Genomic DNA, 24,295 nt, shown 5'->3' with positions numbered 1-24,295 from the left:
AATAATTTATGAGGCTTTTGATGAAAAGTGTAAAAATTTGGCTTAAGGGTGCAAGAATTTACACGCTTCCAATAGGTTTAGTTCCTGTTGTTATGGCGTTTGCGGTTTCATTTAGAATGATACGATTTTCGTATTTTGAAGAACCAGTTATGCATCTAGAGCAATGTTTTATACAATTTTTCTTGTGCTGCATGGTTGCTGCGTTTATACAAATAGCCGTCAATTATGCCAATGATTATTGTGATGGATTAAATGGCCTGGATGAGAATCGTAGTTTGCGCGCTTTAAGTAGCAATAATTCAAAACCTTTGTGCGATGTATCTTGGCGCCTTGCAAATGCTGGAATTTCCGCGAAATCTGTGCTTAAAGCCGTAATAATTTCTGCTTTTATTTCTTCTATTTTTGGTTTGATTATTGTTTTGCGAACTGGAATATATTGGTTTATTTTACTTGGAATTGCGTGCTTTGCTGCAGCATGGTTTTATGCAGGAGGTAAACATCCTTACGGTTATAAGGGTTGGGGAGAAGTAAGTGCGTTTGTATTTTTCGGCCCTGTTCCTTTTATTGGTTCGTTATGCGCAATTACATACGGAATTGGTATTCCAGAAACTAGCATATTTATCAATAACAGGCAAAGGATTTTGGCTTGTGTGCTAATATCTTGCATTCCTGGTGCTTATTCGGCTTGCTTAATGATGGTAAACAATCTTCGAGATATTAAAAGCGATAAAGAGCATGGAAAAATAACTGCTATGGTTAAAATTGGCGAGCGCAATGGCAGACGTTTATGTGCTGCTATGAGCATTGTTTCTGCTGTTCTTTTGATTGCATATTCTGTTTTGATTATTGCGTTACCTTCAGCAGTGCCGTCAATATGGCGCTTTTATAGTGTTGAAATTTTCCTCAGTTTTAGTGCGATTGTATGCAATTCTTCGTGGCATTTATTTTTTGCTGCTTTTCAGTGGCTTTTATTGTTAGTCATTGCAATTAAATCTTATAAGTTTACTAAATGTGTGCTTATAGGTGATTACAAGAATGCTTTTCCTATGTGCGTTGCTCAAGCAATACTTGGTGCGCTGGCTGTATTATTATCTGCGATTATATAAAATAAGCAAAATAGTGCTAATTGTATGTGCTTGTTCGCGCGTCTTGCAATTCTTATGATATTATTAATTGACACGAACATGGTGCGCGTGCGGTATTTTAATGACATGCAATTGCGTTATGATGCGCAATTTCCACTAGTGTTTATGAGTGTGCCGTTGCGTGAGCGCCATGTTAAAGATGCATGGCGATGTTGCCCTGTGAATGTGTGGCAATGAAGTGAGGTTTTGAACATGCCAGGTATGGATGAAAATGAAGGGACAGAGCCAGCGATGCCTGAGGTACTTACTGATGATGAGCTGCGCAAAGCTGCAGATGATGAAGCTGCTCAGCGAGAATCTAAAGAAAAGAAAAACAATCATATTCGTACTGTGGTAGTTGCAGAAGATGAATCAGTTAATCGCATGGATTTAGTTGCAATGCTTGAAGATAACGGATATCAAGTTGTAGGTCAGGCTGCTAACGGTCAAGAAGCTATTGAGTTGACTCGTGAAAATCATCCAGATGTTGTGTGCATGGATGTTAAGATGCCTGTTATGGATGGCATTACTGCTGCTGCAACAATCTGTGATGAGAATATTGCTCCTGTAGTAATGCTCACTGCTTTTTCACAGTCAGATTTAGTAAAACAAGCAACTGGTGCTGGAGCGATGGCGTACGTTACTAAACCGTATGAAGAATCTAAACTTCTTCCTGCTTTGGAAGTTGCTATGGGTCGCTTTAGTGAAATCAACGATTTATTAGATAGTGTTGAACGTGCAGAAAACAAGTTACACGATGCTGAAGATCAGTTGAAGAAAACAGAAGAAAAGTTGAAGAAAGCTGAAGATACTTTAGAAGAACGTAAGCTTGTAGATCGTGCTAAGGGTCTTCTTATGGATAAGGCTGGATTCTCTGAACAGGGTGCTTTCCGCTGGATTCAAAAAACTTCTATGGATCAGCGTATCCCTAAGAAGCGTCTTGCAATGGCTATTATTGCAAAGTATAGCGATGATAAAGTAGAATCTTCATCTGAAAATTAGTAGGGCTATATTTGTTCATTTTTATATAAGCGCATAGTTATTTATTAGTAATTTACGGAACGTGGGTGAGTAGTCAACAGTGAATACCAACATCGTTGAAGAACATTCTTCGGAAAATAAGAATGAGAAAGGAACGTTGTTGGTTGTTGATGGCCATTCTCTTGCGTTCCGTGCTTTTTTTGCAATATCTGCAGATAATTTTTCTACTCGCTCTGGGCAAGCAACGAATTCCATTTGGGGATTTATTACTATGCTTTCGCAGGTTGTAAAAAAAGAGAAGCCTGACCGCTTAGCTATTGCTTTTGACGTTAAAGGTGGAACTTTTAGAAATACTATGCTTCCTCAATATAAAGGTACTCGTGATGCTGCTCCTCAGGAGCTACTTTCGCAGCTTCCTATTATTCAGCAGATGCTTAAAGCTCTTGGTGTCACTTATATTGAGAAACCAGGTTATGAAGGTGATGATGTTATCGGCACTCTTGCAACAATGGGAGCGAATGCCGGTTATAGAACTTTGGTGCTTTCTGGCGATCGTGATGCATTCCAACTTATAGATGACAATATTACTGTTTTGTATCCAGGACAGCATTTTAAAGATTTAAAAGAAATGGATAAGGATGCTGTTTTTGAAAAATATCATGTTACGCCTAAGCAATATCCTGATCTAGCAGCGTTAAGAGGAGAAACTGCAGACAATATCCCAGGAGTTCCAGGTGTTGGGGACGGGTACGCTGCTAAATGGATTAATCAATTTGGAAGCCTAGAAAATATTATTGAACATTCGAATGAGATTAGTGGCAAAAAGGGAGAAGCTTTAAGAGAAAATATTGATCAAGTTCGTTTAAACCGTAAAGTTAATGCTTTAGTTTGCGATTTGGATTTAGGCGTAACTGTAGATGATTTGTGCTTCGGTGAAGTTGATGCTGCAAAATTAGGAATCTTGCTGTCTCAACTTGAATTTGGCGAATTAAAAAAGAGAAAGATTCTCAAAACTTTTAGCAACGGTACGCAACAATCTATTGAAAATAATATGCGTATAATGTTTTCTTCTACGTATGAAGGTGATGCTAATAACGATAAGCTAGCTCAAAGCGATCAATCAAATATTGATGCAGAAAATTTTCAAGAAATGCTAGCAAGAATTGACTTGCATCATGTTAAAAATGTAGAAGACTTTATTAATTGGGAGAATTCCGTTTCTTCTTTGCTCTATACAGAAATAAAGAAAGATTCAAAAAATACTGAAGACACTTTTGAAGAATTAAGTTCCGAAAAAATTATAAATAATTCTCGTAAATGTGCCGAGTCTATACTGAAAAATCAAGAAGTTGTAATATACGCTCATGAGTGCAATAAGAATTCAAAACATCATTTTGAGTTGACTGCAGATTCTTTAATAATTCTTGTTGCTAATAAAGCTGTATTATTGTATGCGTCCGATTTGCAATCGGCAGATCAAGCTTTGCTCGAGATGTTGCGAAAGTTCTTGCAAAAAAATTCTTCAATAACAGTATTGCATGATTATAAAAAGCATTTGGGATTGCTAAAATCGTTAGAATTATTCGATTCTAATAATTCATTCGGTACTCCACTTCTTGATACTCGATTAGCATCATATTTATTGGAGCCTGATTTTCGAGCTGAAACTTTAGAAAATATGGCTGAGCATTATTTAGATATTCAGTCAGATGAAGATAATTTGTGTGAAAACGAAGCTAAGCAAGGTGAGCTTGATCTTCTTATTGACGATGAAATGCCAGCTAGTGAAGAAGAAACTAATGAAAAGCAAACTCAAGCACGTGAAGCAAAATTCTTAAGAACTGCGCTTCTTATTCGTCTTTTGGCTTCTCATTTTGCTTCAACACTTGACGATAGAAAACAAACTGGTTTGATGACTGATTTGGAAATGCCTATTTCGCGAGTTTTGCGTGGCATGGAAGACGTCGGTGCTGCAGTTGATATGCAACGTTTAAGTGGTATGCTTAAGCAATTTTCTGCAGATGCTGAGTTTGCACAAAATATGGCTTGGAAAGTTGCAGGTAGTTCTGTTAATTTACAAAGCCCTAAGCAGTTGCAGCAAATACTTTTTGAGCATTTTGGTCTTAAGCCTACTCGTCGTACAAAGAATGGCTCGTACACGACTAATGCAGAAGCTTTACAAGCTATGTACGTTAAACTTGATCCAGAAGAGCCTGCAAGTCAATTCTTGGGTGCGCTACTTAAACATCGTGAAACTAATAAATTGAAGCAGATTGTGCAAAGTTTAATTGATGCAGCTCATTATGACGATAGGCGCATCCATACAACTTTTGAGCAGACTATTGCAGCAACTGGTCGTTTGAGTTCTGCTGATCCTAATCTTCAAAATATTCCTAATAGGAATGCTGCTGGTCGCGAAATTCGTGCTGCTTTTATTCCAGGAGAAGAATTTGAATATTTAATGAGTTGTGATTATTCACAAGTTGAGCTTCGTATTATGGCTCATGCATCTCATGATAAAACTCTTATTGAAGCATTCCGTTCCGGCGTAGATTTTCATAAATATGTTGCTAGCTTAGTTTATAAGATTCCTGTTGAACAAGTAAGTCCTGATCAACGTTCTCACGTAAAAGCTATGAGCTATGGATTGGCATATGGATTGAGTACTTATGGGTTAGCCAAACAGCTTTCTATTAGTCCGGCTGAAGCTGAAATGTTAAAAAATAAGTATTTTGATACTTTTGGCAATGTTCATGACTATTTGGAATCTCTTGTGTCGAAGGCAAAAGAACTTGGGTATACAGAAACTATGTTTGGTCGGCGTAGGTATTTCCCGCAACTTTCTTCCAATAATCGCGCATCCCGTGAAGCTGCTGAGCGCGGAGCTCTTAATGCTCCAATACAAGGTACTGCCGCGGATATTATGAAACTTGCTATGCTTCGTGTTGATTTGGGATTGCGTGAAGCAAAAGTGCGCAGCCGCGTAATATTGCAAATACATGATGAATTGATTTTAGAAATTTCACATGGTGAGCAAGAGCAGGTAGAAAATATTGTGCGCAAAGCTATGGAAAATGCTGTGAATTTAGACGTTCCTCTTAATGTTTCTACTGGAGTTGGTGTAGATTGGCAATTAGCAGCGCATTAACACTACTTAAAGGGAGAAGAAATGATTAGATTAAACAAAGTAATTGAAGCTATAGAAACGTTATATCCATTGAGCTTTGCTGAAGAATGGGATGAGCCTGGTCTTATTGTTGGAGACTTGAATTCTCAAATTCAGCGAATCGTATGTGTTAGCGATCCTACGATTAGCGCAGTTGATCGTGCGTTATCAATGGGCGCAAACTTATTAATAACTCATCATCCTCTATTTTTTAAAGCTGTGCATGGGGTTTCAAACGAAACTGTTCGTGGCGAAATTGTGCAGCGCTTAATTAGTAATAATTGTGCGCTATGGGTTGGTCACACTAATGCGGATGTCGCGTGGCGCGGAGTTGCTCATACTGCAGCAGAGTATTTTGGCCTTCACAATTTGCGTCCAATTGTTGTTTCCAAGCAGATTGATTCTGCTGGACGAAATATTGGTTTAGGTAGAATTGGCGTTTTGGATATGCCAATATCATTGCGTGATTTTGCGCAAAATGTTTTTAATGTTCTTCCTCATACGAAAGTTGGTATTCAAGTTGCTGGAAATCTTGACGCAAAAGTTAGTACAGTAGCTGTTTTGCCTGGTTCTGGTGAAAGCTTGTTAGATGAAGTTCGCAAGCAAAAAGTTGACGTATATGTTACAAGCGATTTGCGTCATCATCCTGCGCTTGACGCAATTGAGCGAGCTAAATATGAATCGAAATTGCGTCTTTCTTCTGGTGAAGATTACATTCAACGCGCATATCCTATGATTATTAATACTTCTCATAGCGCTATTGAATCATTATGGTTTACTTATGCAATTAATGATATTGCTGATTGCATAGAAGAAATGTATGGAGAGCGTCCAGAAGTTGCTTGGTTAGGCGAAGCTTGCGATCCATGGAATTACGTTATTAATTGAGGCTTTCATTAAAATTAAAGCTTTTTTTAAATAACGCAACATGACGTGAAAACTATTCGAATATATGAGATACTTATATTATGCATATACGACCAGGTTCCATGTATCCGCTTGGCGCAAACTATGATGGCGCTGGCGTGAATTTTGCGCTGTTTTCCGAAGTTGCAAAGCGCGTTGAATTATGTTTATTCGATGAGCATGATAACGAAACACGTATTGACATGACTGAGCAGAACTCATACGTGTGGCATAACTATGTTTCAGGCATACAGCCTGGTCAGCGTTATGGTTATCGTGTTCACGGACCTTATGATCCTTCTCATGGTTTATGGTGCAATCCTAATAAGTTGTTGCTTGACCCGTATGCCAAGGCGATTGAAGGAAATATAGACGGTGATGAGAGTCTTTTCTCGTATTGGTTTGATAATCCAGATGATATTTCAGCAATGAATACTTTGGATTCTGCAGATCATACGATGAAGGCTGCAGTTATTAACCCGTATTTTGATTGGGGTAATGATCAACACCCTATGATTCCGTATCATGATTCTGTTATTTACGAAGCTCATGTTCGTGGAATGACTAATCTTGATAAACGTGTTCCTCCAGATATTAGAGGCACTTATGCTGGGCTTGCGCATCCAAGCGTTATTTCTTATTTAAAGAAGCTTGGTGTTACTGCAATAGAATTGATGCCTATCCATCAGTTTGTAAATGATTCTTTCTTACAAAATAAAGGATTAAGCAACTACTGGGGATACAACACTATTGGCTTCTTTGCTCCTCAAAATTCTTACTCCAGCTCTGGTCAGCGTGGAGAACAGGTTAACGAATTTAAGTCAATGGTTAAGGCATATCATGCTGCAGGCATGGAAGTGATTCTAGACGTTGTCTACAATCACACTGCTGAAGGCAATGACCGTGGTCCTACTTTGAGTTTCCGTGGTATTGATAACCGCGCATATTATCGTCTGGTAGATAATGACCAACGTCATTATTTTGATACTACTGGTACTGGTAATTCCTTACTTATGCGTTCTCCAAAAGCATTGCGGTTGATTACAGATAGTTTGCGTTATTGGGTAACTGAAATGCATGTCGATGGCTTCCGTTTCGATTTAGCAGCAACTCTTGCGCGTCAGTTCCAAGAAGTAGATAAACTTTCTGCATTCTTCGACATTATTGAGCAGGATCCTATTATTTCAAGTGTGAAGCTTATTGCTGAGCCTTGGGATATTGGTGTTGGTGGATATCAAGTTGGTGGATTCCCTCCAAGTTGGTCTGAGTGGAATGGAAGATATCGCGATTGCGTCCGCGACTTTTGGCGTTCACAACCATCTACATTACCTGAATTTGCTAGCAGGCTTATGGGTAGCTCAGATTTGTATGAGCAAAATGGACGAAAGCCTGTAGCTTCCGTGAACTTTATTACAGCTCACGATGGCTTCACTATGAACGATTTAGTTAGCTATAACGAAAAGCATAATGAAGCTAATAAAGAAGGCAATTGCGATGGTGCGAACGACAATCGTTCGTGGAATTGCGGTGTTGAAGGACCTACTAATATTCACGATGTTAACGAATTGCGTGAACGTCAAATACGTAATTTGTTCTCAACTCTTCTGATGAGCCAGGGTATTCCTATGATATGCGCTGGTGATGAAGTCATGCGCACGCAGAATGGTAATAACAATGCTTATTGCCAAGATAACGCTATTTCGTGGATAAGTTGGGATTATAACGAAACTCAACGAGATATGTTCGATTTCGTTTCCAAGCTTATTCACTTGCGTTTGAAGCATCCAGTGTTACATCGTCGTCGTTTCTTTACAGGCCGTTCTGCTGGAGATGATGTAAGCGATATTCCACAAGTTGAATGGCTTGACCATAACGGTACTGTTATGGATATGGAAGACTGGTCAAATACTCATGCTTTATCTGTGATGATTTATTTGAATGGTTCTGATATTCCAGAAACTGACTGGTATGGAACAAGAATGGTTGATAATGACTTTATTCTTATTTTTAATGCGCATTATGAACCTATTACTTTTACATTGCCAGATAAACGTTATGGTGAAAAGTGGAAGTTGATTGTGGACACATATAATCCAAAGGGTCCGGAATTGTTATATGAAGCAGGATTTAATATTGTCGCACAATCTCGTAGTTTCTTGCTTCTTATGAGCGAGCATAAGCCAGAATGTTGAGTATTATGCTTTATTTCTAAAGAAGTTCGTGACTTGTAAAAACTAAAAGCAGCGCAGAAATTTAAGTTTCTACGCTGCTTTTGTTAGTTTAATTTATTTTTTTGTTCTTATTATATTTGTGCTTTTGAGCTTCTATTTAGTATTAAAGCTTGATTTATTTTTGATTGAAGACGATCGCTTTGCATAGCAGCAACTTGTCTTGAAAATACAATAATCCATCCAAGAAATAGCAGACATGATAACGCTTCAACATTTGTAAGAGTATTATTTCCATGCATCCACTGATTTCCTGCCCACGCAGTAAGAACAACTGCTAAATCGGAAGCAACATAGAATGTGCGAGAAAGTCTAGGAGCAAGCCATGGAAGGCAAATAAGCATTGTGCAAATTAATCCTGTCACGCCTCGAGCACATAAATCATGTAAGAAAGGATGTGGTGTGTATCTAAAAGTTCCTATTCCAATAAACGATATTCCTCCAAGAATAAGCAAAGCTGCCATAACAGTTGTGCGCATCTTGAAGTGTTTAATCAGTTTTTGGCTATTGTGTTGCAGCATTTCATGCTGCGTTGCAACGAATTCAGTAATAGCAAAGTAGCTCGTTATAATAATGCAAATTCCTGACAAAACAAGTGTTGCATTAAACATACTGGCTGCAAATGTTGTGCGGTCTCCAAGTTGAGAGAAATTATTGTTATACCAGTACGGATCATCTGTTGTAAGACCTGCAGTTGCAGCTCCAGAAATAACGAATAATGGCAGGAGGGAAGCCACTGTTTTGGCTTCGAGAAGTTCAGCTTGAATAAGAGTTGCGTATCCAACGATTCCAGATAAGGCTGAGCATAATACTGGTAAATAACTGTTCATTGCTGCTCTGCCAATAATGCTATTAATAATAGATAGCAAAGCAAAAGACATAAGAAACATCGTTGCGCCGTAAATCGTAGAAAGCGCTGTTATTTCAAACGCATGCTTAGCTACTCGAATTAAGTGATGGCTAATAACTTTTTTATTTGTACGCAAGTATCCAACAATAAAAGCGCCTACGCTGCACAAAGACACAATAGTTGAAGCTGTAAGGAATAGTCGCTGACTAATTTGCCAAAACGCTGGCATTGTTGTCATATACATTCTCATAATAATCATTCCACAAGCTGCGCAAACTATGAATGATATTAAGCCCATTGCCTCTGTTCGCTGGAAGCGTCCCATACTTAGCCCCTTTTTTCTTTAAACTAATTCTATTGTATCGTTTGGTAGCTAGTAATGAGTTTTGCTAGTTGAATTTTGTAATGAAGAAAAAATTTTCATAATACGTGTGTCGTAATTTGCATTTGTCTGCAAAGTGCGCTATTGTAGTTGATTGTGCTTGGAACTGGTAATCAGTTCGAAAGCCTCGGGGTGTAGCGCAGTTTGGTAGCGCGCCTGCTTTGGGAGCAGGATGTCGCAGGTTCGAATCCTGTCACCCCGACTTTTTTATATCTAATGAAATATGCGTATTTTTGCTTTTTATTCTTATTTAGCAGTACATGTCAATCGATAGTATTCATAGTATGAGTGATGTTAATGATATTGCAGATTGCACTACTTCTTGGAAAGCACCGTATGCTAATCATCAATTAAAAGCTTATATTGAGGTTCCTGGCAGTAAATCTTTGTCGAATCGTTATTTAATTTTGGCAGCTTTAGACACAAAACCAGTAGTTTTACAAGGATTGCTGCGCTCGCGCGACACGGAGCTTATGATTAACGCTTTATCTACATTTGGCGTTAGATGTGAGTCATTAAATGAAGATGGAACTAAGCTTCGTGTAATTCCTCCAGAAGACGGAATTTTTAGGGTTCCAGATAATGCTGAAGTGTATTGCGGTTTAGCTGGAACTGTAATGCGTTTCGTTGCAGCTTTAGCTTTATTTGCAAATAAAGCTGTGCGATTTGATGGCGATAAGCAAGCTTATGCTCGTCCTATGAAGCCAGTTCTTGACGGTTTAGAGCAGCTTGGTGCTCGCGTAGAATATCAAGGAGAAGAGGGTTTCCTACCTTTTACTATTACGCCACCTTCAGTCGAATCTAAAATAAATGATTTTTCTGAAAAAGTTGTGCAAATTGATTCTTCTTCATCATCACAATTTATTTCTGCGTTGCTTCTAATTGGCTCGCGTATACCTGGGGATTTAAGTCTTAAACATATTGGTGACACATTGCCAAGTATGCCGCATATTCGCATGACTATGGACGATATTTGCAAAGCGGGTGGGGGCGTAAATATGACTAGCAACGCAATGTGGCATGTTAAAGAGAGCAAAATAGCTTTAGCTAACGTTGTTACTATAGAGCCTGATCTTTCTAATGCTGCGCCATTTTTAGGAGCATCATTGATTGCTGGAGGAAGTGTCAGTATACCTAATTGGCCGTTTTCTTCAACTCAACCTGGTGGATTGCTTCCTGGAATATTAGAGAAAATGTGCGCAAAAGTTAGTTTTGAAAAAACAAGCGATGACGCTGGAATAATGCATGTGGAAAGCGATGGTGCGATTAAAGCAATTCCGTATCTTGATTTGAGTGCAGCAGGGGAGATCGCTCCTAGTATTGCAGCTATTCTTGCGTTTGCGGACGGCCCAAGTGAACTTCATGGTATCGCGCATTTGAGAGGGCATGAAACGAATCGTTTGCAAGCTTTAGTTAATGAATTGAATCGAGTTGGGATTGGTGCTAAAGAGCTCGAAGATGGCATTCGTATTGAGCCAAGTAATCATATGCATGGGGAAGTGATGGAAACTTATGCGGATCACAGAATGGCAACGTTTGCTGCAATGCTTGGATTGCGCATAGAAAATATAAGAATCAAAAATATTTCTACTACTCGCAAAACGATTCCTGATTTTCCAGGCATGTGGCATAAAATGCTTGAATAATAAATAATCCCGAGCCTTTTTGACCCGGGATTATTTATATCTATTTATTTGTTTGTTCTACGCTGTTAAGCGCCAACGATTTAGTGCTTAAACTTGTTGCCGTAGCTATCTTCGCCAGCTTCAGCAATAGCTGCAGCCTTGCGTGCAATAGCCAACTCTTCGTTCGTTGGAATCACAGCAATAATCACAGAGCTGTCTGGAGTGGAAATAACGCGTGGCTCCTTAGAACGAACAAGGTTCTTTTCCTTGTCAAGCTTAACGCCGAATGGCTCAAGCTTTTCGCATACTTTAGCGCGTACGATTTCGTCGTTCTCGCCAACGCCTGCAGTGAAGGTAATGACGTCAACGCCGCCCATTTGAGCAGTGTAGTTGCCAATATAACCAACAATGCGGTGCACGTATACGCCGAGAGCGAGCTTAGCGTTTTCATCACCATCTGCGATGAGCTTGTGAATATCGCGCAAATCACCGTGACCAGTCATACCCATCATGCCGGAACGCTTGTTGAAGAGAGTGTCAAGTTCGTCCACGTTCATGTGAGCATTGCGAATAAGGTGGAACACTACAGCTGGGTCAATATCGCCAGTGCGGCCGCCCATCATCAAGCCTTCGAGCGGGGTTAAGCCCATAGAAGTTTCAACTGGCTTACCAGAAATCTGAGCAGAAGCAGAGGCACCGTTACCAATGTGCAAAACAATCTGCTTCAAACCTTCTGCAGGCTTACCGACAACGCTTGGAACAACAGAACCAATGTATTCGTGAGAAGTGCCGTGAGCACCATAACGACGAATATGATAGCGATCTGCGATTTCCTTGTTCAAAGCATAAGTTGCTGCAACCTGTGGCAAAGCATGGAAGAATGAAGAATCGAATACCATAATTTGTGGAACATCTGGCAAAAGTTCAGTCATGACTTCAGCGCCAACAGCTTCTGGACCGTTGTGAAGTGGAGCCAAAACTGCCAAATCCTTAACCTTATTGATTGTCTTTTCATTGACTAATGCAGGCTTAGGGAATGTTAAGCCACCCTGAACAACGCGGTGACCGACAGCAACAATGCCAGACTCTGAAAGCTTTGGACCATATTCTTCGAAGAATCCAAGTACGCGCTTCAAGCCCTGCTCGTGGTCGTGAACTGGCTCATCGAACTCATGCTTTTCGCCATTGAATACGTGCTTGTAGTGGCCGTCAACTGGTTCGCCAATCTTCTCAACGATGCCGGAAGCGATACCTTCACCGCTTTCCAAGTCAACGAGCTGATACTTAATCGAACTGGAACCAGAATTGATAACAAGAACGGTTTTTGCCATGTGGGCATCCTCCATAAGTATTGATAAGGCTTGTAAATTGCCACGCTCTAGTTTAGCGTTAAGTTCCTACAAACTTAAAGATATTGAGTGCAATGCAATACCTCAAGTTTACGTACGCACTGTGATGCTGTTTTAGGAGCTTTATTATGTTTATTCTGATTGTGCTTCTAACGCGGTTAAAGCAACGGTATTAATAATATCTTGTACTAAAGCTCCTCTAGACAAATCATTTACAGGCTTATTTAATCCTTGCAAAATTGGACCAACAGCCAGCGCTCCGCTAGAGCGTTGCACGGCTTTATAAGCGATATTTCCTGCACATAAATCAGGGAATACAAATACATTCACATGACCAGCAATACTATTATTTTTTGCTTTTGCTGCAGCAACTGTAGGAGACCATGCTGCATCAAACTGTATAGATCCAACAATTGCTAAATCAGGTGCTTTTTCTTTTGCAATGCGTGTTGCTTCTTCTACAGTATCAACATCTGGTCCTTTTCCTGAACCAAGCGTTGAATAGGATAGCATTCCAACTTTAGGATTGAGTCCGAAAGTCTCAGCAGTGTGTGCAGACTGAATAGCAATATCAGCAAGCTGTTCTGCACTAGGATTTGGGTTGATTGCACAATCTGCAAATACAGATACATGATCTTTGAAGCACATAAGGAATGCTCCAGAAACAAGTTTTGATCCTGGTTTAGTTTTAATTACTTGAAGTGCTGGTCGTACAGTATTTGCAGTTGAATTAACTGAACCAGAAACAAGACCGTCTGCTTGACCTAGTACTACTAGCATGGTGCCGAAGTAGCTTGCATCTGTTAGTTGTTCACGTGCTTGTTTTTCTGTCATTCCTTTCTTTGCTCTTAATTCGCAAAGTTTTGTAATCATATGGCTTAGCATTGCTTCATCGTGCATAGATTGGAAACTAGCTTTGCAAAGAAAATTTAGATTTAGTTCTTCTGCTCGAGCAAGAATAGATTCGCGTTCTCCAATGATAATTAGATTTACAATATCACGTTCTAGCAAATAGTTTGCTGCTTTAAGAATACGATCTTCTTCTCCTTCTGGAAGAACTATAGTTTTCTTATTTTCTTTTGCTTTCCCTAATAAACTGTATTGGAAAGCATAAGGTGTAGTTGGAGCTTTAAATGGTTGGTGAAGAGCATTAAGAACATCATTTTCTCGAACGCAATTTACGAATGTTTCTAATGAAGAATTTTTAGTTTCTTCATCTATTGGTGGCAAAACCCATAATGGAGTTTGGCTTACTCGGGATGCTTCGTCGTTTGAGTTTGCATAATTCCTAGAGCTATAGTCACGCATTAACTCAGCTCCAAGTTCTGGATCGCAGTTTGTAACAAATACTCCTAAAACTTGTGTGCATGATTTAATAACGCAAGCATTTGCAGAATCTATAGTTTGTAAAATTTGTTGTGAGTTTCTGCCTTGAGCTGAAACTGTGAGAAAAACAGGCGATGCCAAGTCAGCTGCAACAGTTGCGTCGAAAGAAAACAGTTCTGGATCATATGCTGGGTTTGCGTCACTAGAAACAATAATAGAAGCTTGAGCAGAAGTGGATTGCAATAATTCGTTATAGCGCGCAACGATATCTCCGCGCACTGTATCTTTATTTGTTCTAACTATTTCTGGAGTTGTTGCAATAACTTGTTCTAATTTTGTTGAAGTATTTGCGATACCCAAAAGTTGCTTAGTAAAAGTGTCATTTGGTTGAGCGCATGGACGAAAAACAGTAGTGCTGTAGTTATTAGACAGAATATGTGTTATTCCGAATGCAACAGCATTTCTGCCGTACATATCTTCGTTGCCGATAATTGTTACATTAATATGTGACACGATGCGTTCTCCTTTGATACTTCGTGTTACTGCTAGGGTTTATATTGCTAATGTAAGTTTTGCATTAGCAATATAAACAAACTTTTTCCATTGTACGGCTTATCTATGTTGTACACGCACAAAATAGTAATTATAAATGTAATTTATTTTGCGTATAATCAGTTTTATTGCATTGCTTGTTTTAATAACATGAAGTTTTTTGTTTTAATATACAAAACGGGAGCCAATCTTTCGATTGACTCCCGAAATGTTTTAGCTAACCAGTTTTAGCTTTATCAGCTTAAAACTACTCGTTATCGCCTGCGGTTGCAGCGGTAGCGGTGACAGCGCCTGGCTTGTCGGTCTTAACGCCTGGCCATACCCAATCGGTGTAGTCTGGGTGATCAAGACCCTTGTCGACTGCATACTGGAAGGCTTCGAGGCGGAAGTCCTCGAGCTTCTTGATTTCGTCGGCATACTTAGCGGCGTCAACCATGCGCAATGCTTCAGCGGTAAGCTCGTAACGATCCATGTCGTTCACACGAACCATATCGTATGGCGTTGTGGTGGAGCCCTGCTCCTTGTAGCCATGAACGTTGAAGTTGTCGTGGTTTGGACGATCGTAAATCAAGCCGCGAACGTCATGTGCGTAGGAGTGGTAAGCGAAGAGGACTGGCTTGTCAGCAGTGAAGAGCTCAGTGAACTCTTCGTCAGTCAAAGCTTCGTTGTTTTCCTTAGCGGACTGCAACTTGAGCAAGTCAACAACGTTAACAACCTTGAACTTAACGCCAAGCTTGTTCAACTTGTCGGCAGCTGCCATCAATTCCTGCTGTGGAACATCGCCAACACCAGCGAGAACAACCTGAACTTCGTCATTGTTCTTAGCGTTGGAAGCCCACTTCCACTCAGCAGCACCCTTCTCGAGCTCTTCGCGAGCTTCGTCGAGAGTCAACCAAGTAGCAGCTGGCTGCTTACCAGCGAAGATAGCGTTAATCATGTTGGTGGACTTGTAAGCCTTTTCAGCAACAGCAAGCAACATGTTGGAATCTACTGGGAAGTAAATGCCGATTACGTGATCGTTGTTGAAGGTCTTGTTCAAGAGCACGGAGGTTACGCCTGGATCCTGGTGCGAGAAGCCGTTGTGATCCTGACGCCATACGTGAGAGGATACCAACAAGTTCACAGAGGAGATTGGCTTACGCCATGGGATCTCACGAACGGTAGCCTCAAGCCACTTTGCGTGCTGGTTCAACATGGAGTCGATAACGTGTACGAAGGACTCGTAGGAGCTCCAGATGCCGTGACGACCGGTGAGCAAGTAACCTTCGAGGAAGCCTTCCATCTGATGCTCGGAAAGCTGCTCGGTGACCTGGCCGGTAACAGCCATGTGCTCATCGACTAAGCCGGAGAGATAGCCAGCATCCCACTGCTTGTTGGTTACTTCGTAAGCAGCCTGCAAACGGTTGGAAGCAGTCTCATCTGGTCCGAAGATACGGAAGGAATCTGGGTTGTTCTTGATGATGTCACGAGTGTAAACACCAAGACGACGGGTAGCTTCGAGCTGGCCCCAGCCGTGACCGAATTCCTTAACTTCCTTGACTTCGTAATCTTCAAGCTTTGGAAGCTTCAAGTCTTCGCGAATACGACCACCGTTGGCGTTTGGATTTTCACCAATGCGGAGTTCGCCCTTTGGCATGAAGGAAAGAACGTCTTCCTTCACAGCGCCCTTTTCATCGAAGAGCTCTTCAGGCTTGTAGGACTTCATCCAGTTCTTCAAAACCTCGAAGTGAGCTTCGGTATCGCGAGCAGATGCCAGTGGCACCTGGTGTGCACGCCAAGAACCTTCGGTCTTCTTGCCATCGATGAACTTCGGGCAGGTCCAACCCTTTGGAGTGCGGAAGATAATCATTGGGTAGTAAGGACGAGTTACATCGTTAGTCTGAGCCTCAGCCTTAATATCGCAAATTTCATCGAAGATAGTTTCGAACATGTCAGCGAAGCGACGGTGGATGGACATATGATCCTCATCGTCGAAGCCAGCAACGAACTCGTATGGTTCGTAACCCATGCCGTGGAAGAACTCATGAAGCTCTTCATCGGAAATACGGGAAAGAATTGTTGGGTTAGCGATCTTATAGCCGTTCAAGTGCAAGATTGGAAGCACGATACCATCGGTACGTGGGTTCACAAGCTTGTTGGACTGCCAACCGGTAGCCAAAGGACCGGTCTCAGCTTCACCATCGCCAACGATTGCTGGAACGAACAAGCTTGGGTTGTTCATAACAGCGCCGTAAGCGTGAGAAAGTGCGTAACCAAGTTCGCCACCTTCGTGGATGGAACCTGGGGTTTCAGGAGCGAAGTGAGAAGGAATACCGCCTGGGTAAGAGAACTGACGGAAGAACTTCTGCAAACCAGCTTCGTCCTTAGTGATCTTTGGATAGTACTCAGTGTAAGTACCGTCGAGGTAAGACTGAGCAGTACCAGCTGGGCCGCCGTGGCCTGGACCCATGATAATCACGGTGTTCTGCTGGTGATCAGCGATAAAACGATTGATGTGGCCGATAAGGAAGTTAAGACCTGGAGTGGTGCCCCAGTGGCCCACCAGACGATGCTTAACGTCTTCGCGAGTGAACGGCTCCTTCATTAGAGGGTTGCTGCGAAGATAAATTTGGCCAATCGCAAGATAGTTGGCAACGCGCCAGTACTTGTCTACGCCTTCGATAGCTGCCTCGGAAACTGGAGCGTTGAGCTTCTTCCAAGGTGTGCCAATAACAGGACTCGTCATGTGTACTCCTGTACTCAAGCACTTTTCAGTGCAATTTGATCATTACCATTTGGTTATAGAGACTGGAAAACAAATGTATTACAGCTCTTTTTCCATCCGTTTCAGTATAGTGCCAGCGTCTGACTTTTGTTCGTTTGGTTACTTCTTCGTGCATTTGTGTTGAAAAAATGTGTGATTATGTGCGTAAAAAATGAGCCATTTGTATAGATTATGTTATATTTAATGTTCATTTTATACTTTATAGTTAAGCGTTTCGCACAAAAATCTATCAACGTTATTTGCAGTGTTAGAATATATGTGCAACTTTTGTGTTTAATTTTCGGCGTTTTGTAATTACGTAACGTCGCAAAGTTTCACTATTATAAATTGAATCGTATTAGAACATATATATAAGGAGAATCATGGCAAAAGGACCAGTGCTTGTCGTTGATTTTGGCGCTCAATATGCTCAGCTTATTGCTCGTCGAGTGCGCGAAGCAAATGTGTATTCAGAACTTGTTCCTCACTCTATGCCAGTTGACGAAATGCTTGCTAAGGATCCTCAAGCTATTATTCTTTCAGGCGGTCCTGCTTCTGTTTATGAACCAGGTGCTCCTGACATTGATCCAAAGATTTTTGAAGCAGGTGTGCCAGTTCTTGGTATTTGCTATGGCTTCCAGGTAATGGCTCATGAGCTTGGTGGCGATGTAGATAAAGCTGCACTTGGCGAGTATGGCAAGACTGCTGCAACTATTGATGATTCTGAAGGTTTACTTTCCGGATCCCCATCTGCGCAGAATACTTGGATGAGTCATGGTGTTGCTGTTAAGCGTGCTCCAGAAGGTTTTACTGTCTTGGCTCACACAGAAGGTGCTCCAGTTGCAGCAATGCAAGACGAAAGTCGCAAACTTTACGGTGTGCAATGGCATCCAGAAGTTAAACACACTCCATTGGGTCAGGAACTTATATCTACATTCTTACATAAGTGTGCAGGACTGGATAATAATTGGAATCCTTCTAATATTATTGAGGATCAAGTTGCTAAGATTCGCGAAGAAGTTGGAGACGCACAAGTTATTTGTGGTCTTTCTGGCGGCGTAGATTCTGCTGTTGCTGCAGCATTGGTGCATAAAGCAATTGGCAATCAGCTTACTTGCGTTTTTGTTGACCACGGTTTGCTTCGTAAAGGCGAAGTTGAGCAGGTTAAGCATGATTTTGTTGAAGCAACTGGCATTAAACTAATCGCAGTTGATGCAGAAGATGACTTTTTGGACGCACTTAAAGGCGTGAGTGAGCCGGAGCGCAAGCGCAAGATTATTGGCGAAAAGTTCATTCGCACTTTTGAAAAAGCTCAGCGTCAGGTTATTGAAGAGGCTGGAAAATCTGGAGCAGAAGTTAAGTTCCTTGTGCAAGGCACACTTTATCCGGATGTTGTTGAATCAGGCGGCGGAGACGGAGCTGCAAATATTAAGTCACATCACAATGTTGGCGGCTTGCCAAAGGATTTGAAGTTTAAGCTTATTGAGCCTTTGCGTACTTTGTTTAAGGATGAAGTTCGTGCTATTGGAACTGAGCTTGGACTTCCAGATGAAATTGTTTGGCGTCAGCCATTCCCGGGCCCAGGCTTAGGCATCCGTATTGTTGGCGAAATTACTCGCGAGCGTTTGGCTGTTCTTCGTGAAGCAGATGCAATTGCTAGAGAAGAGCTCTCTAAAGCTGGATTGGATCGCGACATTTGGCAATGCCCAGTCGTTTTGCTTGCTGATGTTCATTCTGTTGGTGTTCAAGGTGATGAGCGCACATATGGTTCTCCAATTGTTTTGCGTCCTGTTAGCTCTGAGGATGCTATGACAGCTGATTGGTCTCGTGTGCCTTACGATGTATTGGCAAATATTTCTACTCGAATCACGAATGAATGCCGTCAAATTAATCGTGTAGTGCTTGATGTAACATCTAAGCCGCCTGCCACGATTGAGTGGGAGTGACAGTTTTTGGTGGGAATTATTGGCCGAAATTTAAACATATGTTTAAACAGTAAAACATTCGTTTATTTTCATTAAAAACTGTAATATTTACTGATTTTATAAAGCACTTCGTGAAAATGGAGTGCTTTTTTCTGTATATTGGTGTGTCGAATTTTCTAAAAACAGGTAAATTTTCGAATTTTATCGATATTTAATGAATATTTTAATTATAAATACTGTTGTTTTAATTGTTTATAATGTTTAAACGATATAATGAGTCTGACATGAAACAACAGTATGAGCTGTAACAGTAGTTGTTGGCTGGGTATAAAAACTACTGCTCGTAGTAGCTCTTACTACTTTGCTTCATTGCGGAACCGTGAATTTTGTATGTGTAGTTTTACTGTGCTACGAAACTAATCGTGTATTTCGAATAGTTTCGCCTACGGTATCGTTTGCGAAGTTTGTAAGATATTTTTGCTGCCAATAATTGCGTAAGCCGCTCAAACTATATCGATTAATATGGTAAGGAGAGTTACGTGGACGGTATTCTGTCAGTACTGCTCGATATTTTCAGACAGCCATCTGTTATAGTTGCGCTTATTTCTTTTATTGGTCTTGCAGTGCAAAGAAAGAAATTCTCGGATATTTTGCAAGGATCAATCCGTACTCTTGTTGGTTTTCTTGTTTTAGCAGCTGGTTCTGGCGTTATTACTGAAGCGTTGAACCCATTCGGCAAAATGTTTCAATACGCATTTCATGTACAAGGCGTAGTGCCAAATAATGAAGCAATTATTGGAACTGTTTTATTGAAGTATGGCTCTGAATCTGCGCTTATTTTCTTCTTTGGAATGATTGTTAATATTATTCTTTCTATTACTTCTCGTTTTAAATTTATCTATTTAACGGGTCACGTAGCTTTCTATATGGCAAGTATGCTTGCAGTTATATTTAATGTTGCAGGATTTAGCATGTGGGAAGTTCTTTTATGGGGTTCAATTGCTCAAGGATTGTTTACGACAATTTCTCCAGCACTGGTGCAGCCATTTATGAAAAAAGCTTCAGGCAAAGATGATGTTGCTTTAGGTCATCCTGCTGGTACTGGTGTTGCTTTAGGCGCGTTAATTGCAAAGCTTACTGCTTCAAAAAAGCGTCCTTCTAAGTCAACTGAGGATATTAAATTCCCAGCAGCATTGGGATTCTTGCGTGACACAACAGTGCTTATCACGCTTTCTATGGCTGTTATTTATATTGTAGTGGCGCTTTTTGCTGGTTCTTCGTATGTTGAAACACATTTATCTAATGGTCAAAACTCCATTGTTTTCGTTATGTTGAAGGCTGCAACTTTTGCTGCAGGTGTTTATATTATTCTTGCAGGCGTGCAGATTGTTCTTGACGAAATTGTTCCAGCTTTTAAGGGAATATCGGAAAAGCTTGTTAAAAATGCTCGTCCTGCTTTAGATGCGCCAATGACTTTTGGCTTTGCTCCTAATGCTGTTCTTATTGGTTTCTTAGCTAGTTTCTTTGGCGGTTTGCTTGGAATGACGCTTATGGCGGTTTTGGGAACGACAATTATTATTCCTGGAATTGTTGCGCATTTCATGGCTGGTGGTGCTGCAGGAGTATTCGGTAATGGTCAAGGTGGAATACGTGGTTGCTTGACTGCATCATTTATTAACGGTCTTTTCATTACTTTCCTTCCGTTGTTCCTTTTGCCAGTGCTTGGCGATTTAGGAAGTGCAAATTCTACATATTCTGATGCGGATTATGGCGTATTTGGTGTAATACTTGGTCACGTAAATATTGTTGGTGGCCGTACTGTTCTAATTTCTGTAGTACTTATTGCACTAATATTGTTCTATTCTGTCTCAATATTTATGAATAAACGCGATTCTAATAATTTTGAAAAAGTTGAAGAAATAAAATAAGTAAAGAAAATAAAAATACAATTAAATAATTGTATATACAGATAAAAATTAAAAAATTTTTTACTAATTTTCCTATTTGTTTGTACATTTTATGTTAGGACTGATAGGATAACAGAGTTATTAGTTTTGCATGAGCCGTTGTTACTATGCTGTGTTTTACACAAACTAGTATCAACGGCTTTTTCATGTTAGCGTTTAGTTAGGGGAGAGTGAAATGGTCGAAGGTGTGCCTAAATACATTGCTGTGCGAGACAATCTACGCGCTCGCATTGATTCTATGGAAGCTAACGAACAATTACCTCCTGAAATTGAATTGTGCAAACAATACAATGTGAGCCGTATTACTTTGAGGCATGCAGTCGATAACCTTATTGCTGAAGGATTACTTGTTCGTGAGCAGGGTAGAGGAACATTTCGAGCTTCTTCAATTATTCCTAGTTATAGTCAAGAAGTAATTTCTGATCGTGCGCAAGGATTTTACGAGCAGACTTATTCTAATGATGCAAAAATTAGAATAAAAGTTATTGAAAACGATGTTATTCATGATGAAGATGCTGCTGCTCGTTTAGGCCTTGATCCAGTAGATGAATTGATATGTTTGAAACGTTTGCGTTACGTTGACGATGTTTTATCGCGTTATAGTGTGCTCTATTTGCCTGCTTCTCGTTTTCCTAAAATTTTGACGCATGATTTTTCAGATGAGTCGTTATCTGATTTTTTGCTTAAAGCGTACGCTGTTCAGCTTGTAGAAAATGAAGTGTCTGTGCATATAGAAAATCTATGTGACAGTCTTTCAGCAGTACTTAACCTTGAAGTTGGAACTCCTGCACTTACAGCTTATTCTACTGTAAAAGATAAGTTTGGTACGATTATTGCTTTTGGTGCAGCTGTTTATGCGCCAAATTCTGGTGAGATTCGTTTCCACTTGCATTCAAATGCTGCTTAATTAAACTTTGGTGCTAGCTAAGATATTCTTAGTTAGCCCATTTTTGTGTTAAAAAACAATAAAACCTTGCTGGTTTCCCAGCAAGGTTTTTTCGTGTCCGGAGCGGGAGTTGAACCCGCACGCCTGTAACAAATAGGCACTAGCACCTCAAGCTAGCGCGTCTACCATTCCGCCACCCGGACATGTGTTTTAGACAACAGATAAGACTATAACATCTTTTTTCCATCTTCGCTTCGGCGTGTTGAAAAAATTACGAATTTTTAAGATATTTATATATGAAAACAGTAATAATAGTTTTAAATTATGCTATTTTCAGTATAAAAATCTCCTTTGCTATCTTGTTTAAAATCAATAACATTCACTGACTTTTTTGCCAAGTTTCCATCAAAGTCAATGAACGAGTGTTGTGGCAATGAAGAAATATCATGTTTTGGATAGTCTCTTCTAAAGAAAGCACCTCTAGATTCATGTCTAGCAAGTGAAGATTGCAATACTGCTTTTGCAAGTAGTGACATGTTCTTTATTTCCCATATTGCAGTAATTTCTTGGTTAAAAACTAAATTATTGCTATGGATGTGTAATGATTGAATTTTAGGATCTATAAATTCTTGTATTTCATTGAGTGCTTCCTTAATTGATTGCTCGTCGCATGATATTGCAACAGCGTTTTCCATGATTTTTCCTAAACCTGCAAATAATTTATAAGGATTATATTCTTCTTCTATTTGTGAAGATTCGTCGTTATGGCTGTTGTCTGTAAAATCTGTAGCTTGCTTTGCGCTTGTTTCAATAAGCTGATTAAGTTCATTATTTCTTTGTTTATATAAGATTTGTAGTGCAGTATTATTTGAGATAGTTTTATTTGTTTCGTTGATTTCGTTGATTTCGTTGATTTCGTTACTGTTAGTTTCGTCATACTTGTTTAAGTTTTTCAATTCTTTTGCTATTGTTGCTCCCGCGCGATTTCCAAAAAGGCATGCGTCAAGCAAGGAGTTTCCTCCTAATCGATTAGCTCCGTGCACTCCTACGCATGAGCATTCTCCGGCAGCGTATAAACCATAAACAATATTTTGGTTGTTATTTTGCCATCTATATACTTTTCCATCCAAAGTTATCGGTATTCCGCCCATTGTGTAGTGAGCTGTAGGGCGAATTGGGACTAAATCGCAAGTTGGGTCAAGATGAGCATATTTTTCAATAGTTTCTGTGACTTGTGGCAAGTATTCTAACATATTTTCTCGGCTGATATGTGTCATATCTAGCCAAACGCAATCGTTATGTGAATTGCTTTGTTGTGTAGTTGTTGAATCGTTCACACCTCTGCCTTCGCGAATTTCTTGGGCAATTGCACGAGAAACAACATCTCTTGGAGCTAAATCTGAATGTACTTCATCGTATTTTTTCATAAAAGCTTCGCCATTTGAGTTCCTAAGCACGCCGCCTTCAGCTCTTGCTGCTTCTGAAAGCAGAATGCCAGTATGAGCTAGTCCAGTAGGGTGGAATTGAATGAACTCACAGTCTTCAAGTTGTAATCCTGCTTTTAGAGCTAAAGCCATGCCATCGCCTGTTAAATCCCACGAATTAGATGTTGTTGCAAATAATCTTCCCGATCCGCCTGTAGCTAAAAGTAAGAATCTAGACTTTATTGCTCGCAAGTTTCCTGCAGATAAATCAAATGCAACAATTCCTTCAACACTCATAGTTTGATCGTTTATAGCAACATCTGTTACGTAACAATCTTCAGCAAATACAATATTCTCGGAAACACATTGTTGCCATAAGCTATGCAAAATTTGGTGACCAATACGATCCGCAGCAAAAGCCGCACGTTCAATTGGATTCTTTCCAAAATTAGCAGTATGTCCACCAAAACGGCGTTGGTTAATATATCCATTTTGTGTTCGAGAAAATGCTACGCCATCATGTTCAAGCTGAATAACTGTTTTTGGTGCTTCTTTTGCAAGTAGCTTTGCTGCATCTTGATCGCTTAGCCAATCTCCGCCATGAACTGTGTCATAATAATGCCATTGCCATTTGTCGTGCTCTACATTCCCAAGGCTTGCTGCTATACCTCCTTCAGCAGAACCCGTGTGTGAACGCAATGCTGGCACTTTAGAAATCACTAAAATTGATGGTGTTTTTCCTTCTTTTTTCATGCATGCGTATTCTTCGGATTTAATTAATCCTAGTGCTGCAGATAATCCTGCAGCTCCAGCGCCAACAATAATAACATCGTAGTATTCGCTTGATTGCATACTTTTATT

At 40.2% G+C, this 24,295-nt stretch carries 14 protein-coding genes and 2 tRNA genes; 10 read left to right on the top strand and 6 right to left on the bottom strand.

The window, feature by feature from the left end; all coding sequences use genetic code 11:
• The first annotated feature begins 20 nt into the window (after positions 1 to 20).
• The 5 genes from menA to glgX all read left to right on the top strand — a co-directional run bounded on the left by menA (position 21) and on the right by glgX (position 8,369).
• Positions 21 to 1,106 carry a 1,4-dihydroxy-2-naphthoate octaprenyltransferase gene (gene menA, locus HXT34_RS03430; protein ID WP_415687375.1) on the top strand — a complete coding sequence of 362 codons (1,086 nt, stop codon included), beginning with the start codon at positions 21 to 23 and terminating at the stop codon, positions 1,104 to 1,106.
• A gap of 231 nt (positions 1,107 to 1,337) precedes the next feature.
• A complete protein-coding gene (locus HXT34_RS03425; RefSeq protein WP_391496405.1) occupies positions 1,338 to 2,126 on the top strand; it encodes an ANTAR domain-containing response regulator in 789 nt (262 codons plus the stop codon).
• Between the two features lie 79 nt (positions 2,127 to 2,205).
• On the top strand, positions 2,206 to 5,253 hold the full coding sequence (gene polA, locus HXT34_RS03420) for a DNA polymerase I (protein WP_421784385.1): 3,048 nt from the start codon (positions 2,206 to 2,208) through the stop codon (positions 5,251 to 5,253).
• 21 nt (positions 5,254 to 5,274) lie between these two features.
• A complete protein-coding gene (locus tag HXT34_RS03415) occupies positions 5,275 to 6,159 on the top strand; it encodes a Nif3-like dinuclear metal center hexameric protein (protein WP_421784384.1) in 885 nt (294 codons plus the stop codon).
• An 80-nt stretch (positions 6,160 to 6,239) separates the two neighbouring features.
• A complete protein-coding gene (gene glgX / locus HXT34_RS03410) occupies positions 6,240 to 8,369 on the top strand; it encodes a glycogen debranching protein GlgX (RefSeq protein ID WP_119527637.1) in 2,130 nt (709 codons plus the stop codon).
• A 110-nt stretch (positions 8,370 to 8,479) separates the two neighbouring features.
• Here the strand turns inward: glgX and HXT34_RS03405 are convergent, their stop codons facing one another.
• Positions 8,480 to 9,580, bottom strand: a complete 1,101-nt coding sequence (locus HXT34_RS03405) for an ABC transporter permease (protein WP_421784383.1) — start codon at positions 9,578 to 9,580, stop codon at positions 8,480 to 8,482.
• Positions 9,581 to 9,765: 185 nt separating this feature from the next.
• On the opposite strand from HXT34_RS03405, the gene HXT34_RS03400 reads away from it, so the two are divergent.
• A tRNA-Pro gene (locus tag HXT34_RS03400) sits at positions 9,766 to 9,839 on the top strand.
• 82 nt (positions 9,840 to 9,921) lie between these two features.
• Positions 9,922 to 11,283 (top strand): 3-phosphoshikimate 1-carboxyvinyltransferase, encoded by a 1,362-nt coding sequence (aroA, locus tag HXT34_RS03395; protein WP_421784382.1) that lies wholly within the window; start codon positions 9,922 to 9,924, stop codon positions 11,281 to 11,283.
• Between the two features lie 80 nt (positions 11,284 to 11,363).
• On the opposite strand, the gene HXT34_RS03390 is transcribed toward aroA, so the two are convergent.
• From HXT34_RS03390 to HXT34_RS03380, 3 genes are all read right to left on the bottom strand, one after another.
• A complete protein-coding gene (locus HXT34_RS03390) occupies positions 11,364 to 12,593 on the bottom strand; it encodes an acetate/propionate family kinase (protein ID WP_415683052.1) in 1,230 nt (409 codons plus the stop codon).
• Between the two features lie 150 nt (positions 12,594 to 12,743).
• Positions 12,744 to 14,450 (bottom strand): phosphate acetyltransferase, encoded by a 1,707-nt coding sequence (pta, locus tag HXT34_RS03385; protein ID WP_421784381.1) that lies wholly within the window; start codon positions 14,448 to 14,450, stop codon positions 12,744 to 12,746.
• Between the two features lie 286 nt (positions 14,451 to 14,736).
• Positions 14,737 to 17,214 carry a phosphoketolase gene (locus HXT34_RS03380; RefSeq protein WP_004111342.1) on the bottom strand — a complete coding sequence of 826 codons (2,478 nt, stop codon included), beginning with the start codon at positions 17,212 to 17,214 and terminating at the stop codon, positions 14,737 to 14,739.
• Positions 17,215 to 17,615: 401 nt separating this feature from the next.
• On the opposite strand from HXT34_RS03380, the gene guaA reads away from it, so the two are divergent.
• The 3 genes from guaA to HXT34_RS03365 all read left to right on the top strand — a co-directional run bounded on the left by guaA (position 17,616) and on the right by HXT34_RS03365 (position 22,031).
• Complete coding sequence (gene guaA / locus HXT34_RS03375; RefSeq protein WP_415683055.1) at positions 17,616 to 19,178, top strand: glutamine-hydrolyzing GMP synthase; 1,563 nt, start codon at positions 17,616 to 17,618, stop codon at positions 19,176 to 19,178.
• Positions 19,179 to 19,696: 518 nt separating this feature from the next.
• Positions 19,697 to 21,085 (top strand): PTS ascorbate transporter subunit IIC, encoded by a 1,389-nt coding sequence (locus HXT34_RS03370; RefSeq protein WP_421784380.1) that lies wholly within the window; start codon positions 19,697 to 19,699, stop codon positions 21,083 to 21,085.
• A 214-nt stretch (positions 21,086 to 21,299) separates the two neighbouring features.
• Positions 21,300 to 22,031 (top strand): GntR family transcriptional regulator, encoded by a 732-nt coding sequence (locus HXT34_RS03365; protein ID WP_421784379.1) that lies wholly within the window; start codon positions 21,300 to 21,302, stop codon positions 22,029 to 22,031.
• Positions 22,032 to 22,125: 94 nt separating this feature from the next.
• Here HXT34_RS03365 and HXT34_RS03360 read toward each other — a convergent pair.
• Both HXT34_RS03360 and HXT34_RS03355 read right to left on the bottom strand, forming a co-directional pair.
• Positions 22,126 to 22,213, bottom strand: a tRNA-Leu gene (locus HXT34_RS03360).
• Positions 22,214 to 22,327: 114 nt separating this feature from the next.
• Positions 22,328 to 24,286, bottom strand: a complete 1,959-nt coding sequence (locus tag HXT34_RS03355; protein WP_421784378.1) for an FAD-binding protein — start codon at positions 24,284 to 24,286, stop codon at positions 22,328 to 22,330.
• Positions 24,287 to 24,295 lie beyond the last annotated feature (9 nt).

The sequence above is a fragment of the Gardnerella sp. DNF00983 genome (assembly GCF_049244265.1).
In the GTDB taxonomy this organism is placed as follows: domain Bacteria; phylum Actinomycetota; class Actinomycetes; order Actinomycetales; family Bifidobacteriaceae; genus Bifidobacterium; species Bifidobacterium vaginale_J.
This window is presented reverse-complemented; position numbering and strand designations above follow the sequence as displayed.

What these genes read in the sequence shown, in the direction of transcription:
- HXT34_RS03425 (WP_391496405.1), top strand. Translation starts at nt 1,338, where the DNA reads ATGCCAGGTATGGATGAAAATGAAGGGACAGAGCCAGCGATGCCTGAG.
- HXT34_RS03415 (WP_421784384.1), top strand. Translation starts at nt 5,275, where the DNA reads ATGATTAGATTAAACAAAGTAATTGAAGCTATAGAAACGTTATATCCA.
- menA (WP_415687375.1), top strand. Translation starts at nt 21, where the DNA reads ATGAAAAGTGTAAAAATTTGGCTTAAGGGTGCAAGAATTTACACGCTT.
- HXT34_RS03380 (WP_004111342.1), bottom strand. Translation starts at nt 17,214, where the DNA reads ATGACGAGTCCTGTTATTGGCACACCTTGGAAGAAGCTCAACGCTCCA.
- HXT34_RS03355 (WP_421784378.1), bottom strand. Translation starts at nt 24,286, where the DNA reads ATGCAATCAAGCGAATACTACGATGTTATTATTGTTGGCGCTGGAGCT.
- aroA (WP_421784382.1), top strand. Translation starts at nt 9,922, where the DNA reads ATGAGTGATGTTAATGATATTGCAGATTGCACTACTTCTTGGAAAGCA.
- glgX (WP_119527637.1), top strand. Translation starts at nt 6,240, where the DNA reads ATGCATATACGACCAGGTTCCATGTATCCGCTTGGCGCAAACTATGAT.
- HXT34_RS03405 (WP_421784383.1), bottom strand. Translation starts at nt 9,580, where the DNA reads ATGGGACGCTTCCAGCGAACAGAGGCAATGGGCTTAATATCATTCATA.
- guaA (WP_415683055.1), top strand. Translation starts at nt 17,616, where the DNA reads ATGGCAAAAGGACCAGTGCTTGTCGTTGATTTTGGCGCTCAATATGCT.
- HXT34_RS03390 (WP_415683052.1), bottom strand. Translation starts at nt 12,593, where the DNA reads ATGGCAAAAACCGTTCTTGTTATCAATTCTGGTTCCAGTTCGATTAAG.
- HXT34_RS03365 (WP_421784379.1), top strand. Translation starts at nt 21,300, where the DNA reads ATGGTCGAAGGTGTGCCTAAATACATTGCTGTGCGAGACAATCTACGC.